The sequence below is a fragment of the Novosphingobium resinovorum genome (assembly GCF_036352595.1).
In the GTDB taxonomy this organism is placed as follows: Bacteria; Pseudomonadota; Alphaproteobacteria; order Sphingomonadales; family Sphingomonadaceae; genus Novosphingobium; species Novosphingobium resinovorum_B.
The window spans coordinates 1-2690 of record NZ_JAZFAX010000095.1 but is presented as its reverse complement, the minus strand read 5'-3'; the positions used below and the strand labels follow the sequence as shown (position 1 = coordinate 2690).

General features: G+C 67.3%; 3 protein-coding genes. 2 read left to right on the top strand and 1 reads right to left on the bottom strand.

The features are described from left to right. The coding region (locus V2S85_RS26985) for a hypothetical protein (RefSeq protein WP_330705857.1) at positions 1-188 on the top strand (188 nt) is incomplete at its 5' end. A gap of 139 nt (positions 189-327) precedes the next feature. Further along, positions 328-1260 (top strand): alpha/beta hydrolase, encoded by a 933-nt coding sequence (locus V2S85_RS26980; RefSeq protein ID WP_330705856.1) that lies wholly within the window; start codon positions 328-330, stop codon positions 1258-1260. A gap of 54 nt (positions 1261-1314) precedes the next feature. Here V2S85_RS26980 and V2S85_RS26975 read toward each other — a convergent pair whose 3' ends face one another. After that, entirely contained in the window at positions 1315-2670 is a 1356-nt protein-coding gene (locus V2S85_RS26975) for an FAD-binding oxidoreductase (RefSeq protein ID WP_330705855.1), read from the bottom strand. Positions 2671-2690: the final 20 nt, after the last annotated feature.

Here is a 2690-nt window from a genome sequence, read left to right as displayed (position 1 = left end):
TCGATGGCAAGTCCACCTGGACGGTCACGGGCACTTCATACCTCAATCGCCTGAACCTTGCGCCGGGCGCGCGGATGCAGGCGCCGGAGGGTTACAAGCTGACGGTCACGCTCGGCGGCAAGCCGGTCGACGTGTCGAAGACAGGATCGTATCAGGGCGCGATCGAGGTCGCGGTGACGAAGAACTGAGCGCCTTCGGGACATGAAGCGAAAGGCGGGCACTCTTCACGGGCGCCCGCCTTTTCGCGTCATCCCAAGGCAGGGCAGGAAACAGGAGAGCATCAGTATGTCCCAGGGGTTTCGATCCACGCGCCGCATGGCTCTGGCAATGGCAGGACTTGCCGCGAGCGGGGCAGGCCCCAGCGCCTTCGCCGCAAGGAACCAGCCGCCCGCCAGCCGCCCGCGCGAACGCTTCCTTGCTGGGCGCGACCCTTCTCTGACTGGCCCGCCGCCCGTTCAGGCACCCGCGAAGGAGGGCTACTTCGCGGTTCCCGGCGGGCGGCTGTGGTACTGGGACACCGGCGGTGATGGCGAGCCGGTGGTGCTGATGCACCCGATGACCGGCAGCGCGCAGTCGTGGGTCTACCAGCAGCCGGTGCTGGCCAAGGCGGGCTACCGGGCGCTGGCGTTCTCGCGGCGCGGGGCCTTCGGATCGCAAGTCGAGCCAGGCGCCGACGAAGCCTCGCCCGGCGACGACCTCGTGCTTTTCGTCGATGCGCTCAAGCTGAAACGCTTCCATCTGGTGGGTGCCGCAGCCGGAGCCTTCGCGGCGGTGCGTTATGCGCAGGCGCATCAGGAGCGGCTGCTCTCGCTGACGCTGGCAGGCAGCCTGCTCGGCCTCAGCGAGCCGGTCCATGTGGCGCGCACCAAGGCGCTGATGCCGCCGCAGTTCCAGGATCTGCCCGCCGCCTTCCGCGAACTTTCGCCCAGCTACCGCGTCGGCAACCCCGAAGGGGTGAAGCGCTGGCTTGCGATCGAGGAAAGCGCTCTCAGCGCAGCGGTCGACAAGGCGGCGCCCGCCGAGCAGGCCAGGGTGAAGGCGGCCGCCACCGCCGGTCCGACATATGCGGACTTGCGGGCCATCATGGTGCCCACGCATCTGATCTTCGGCGATGCGGATCTCTATTCGCCGCCCGCGCTGGCCCGTCCGTTGCTGGACGTGTTTCCGAACGCGCGGCTAACCGTGATCGGCGAGGCGGGGCATGCGACCTTCTGGGAGCAGCCCGAGGCGTTCAACGCGGCGCTGCTGCCGCTGGGATAGAAATTTTTCGCAAGCCACAGGGCGGGCCTGACAAGCCCGCCCCGTATCAGGCCGTCAGCGCGCTCCGGGCGTCAGGAACGACAGGAAGCGTCCCTTGGGGTCATGGCGGGCCCGCAGTTCCTCCAGCCTGGCCGCGATTTCCACCGTCAGGTAGTTCTGCGGGTGGGCTTCCATGTTCTCGTCGTTCATCTGGCCTTCGCCGTTGGCGATTGGATCGAGCATGTGCATGGCATCGACGACCCATTTCTGCATCTGCGCGTCCTGCGCCGGATCCTGCCACAGCGGATAGGCGGCGAAGAAGGTGTCGCCCCAGCCTGACAGCGCCATGCCGCTGAAGTCCGGGCGTGGGCCGTTGTACTGCCAGAAGATGTGCGTGCGCGGGGTGGGCATGCTTTCGACCATCGCCCGGATCAGCGGCACGATCTCGTCGGCATCCTTGTCGGTGTAGACGTTGTCGGCGGCGAAGCGGAAGCCCGCCGGATCGGCCATCGTCGCGCCGGTGTAGCGTTCCTCCAGCGTGGTCGGCTCGTTGCGGCGGCGCATGACGGCCTTGTCCCTGACCGGGCAGGTGTCGAACAGTGCGGAGACGGCTTCGGCCTCCTCCTCGCTGTCGGCGAACATCAGGCCGCTGAGGGCGAAGCGGGTCGGCGCCCAGTCGCCGGTCTCGGGATCCCAGCTGGTCCAGGAACCGACGAATTCGCAGTTGGTCGGCAGCTTCGCGCGGATCTCGTAGGCCCAGCGCATGGCGTCCTCGAAGGCGTCCTCATGGAACACGTAGCCGTTGGCGCGCAGGCATTTCGGTCGCGGATAGGCCTTGACGCGAAAGCGGGTCACGACGCCGAAGAAGCCTGCGCCGCCGCCGCGCGCGGCCCAGAAGTAGTCCTGGTTCTGGTGCTCGTTAGCGATCAGCAACTCGCCTTGCGCGTTCACCAGTTCTATCTCGACGACGTTGCGGCAGCCGTTGCCCCAGTGGCGGAAGTTCCACCCGAAACCGCCGCACATCAGGAACCCGCCGCAGGCGACGGTGTCATGGTGCCCGGTCGGCGCCATCAGCCCGTGTTCGGCCAGCGCATCGTTGAGGTGCCGGCCCTTGACCGACGGGCGGACCCAAGCGGTGCGGCTCTCGGGATCGATCTCGATCTCACGCATCGCATCGAGGTCGATCAGCACCGACTTGTCGCGCAAGTGGGGCGAGGTCCAGCTGTGGCCGCCCGAGCGCACCCCGATCGGCAGGTCTTCGGCTTCCGCGAGTTTGACGGCGGCGATCACGTCCTCGACGCACTCGGCCTTCACGATCACCGAGGGGAAGCGCAGCGGCGTGTTCTCGCGCCAGACCGTGGCATGGCGGGCCTTCTCGTACTCCACATGGCCCTGGCGCAGAACGGCACCGACGAAACCCTGAGACGACATCGAACTCTCCTAGACTATGT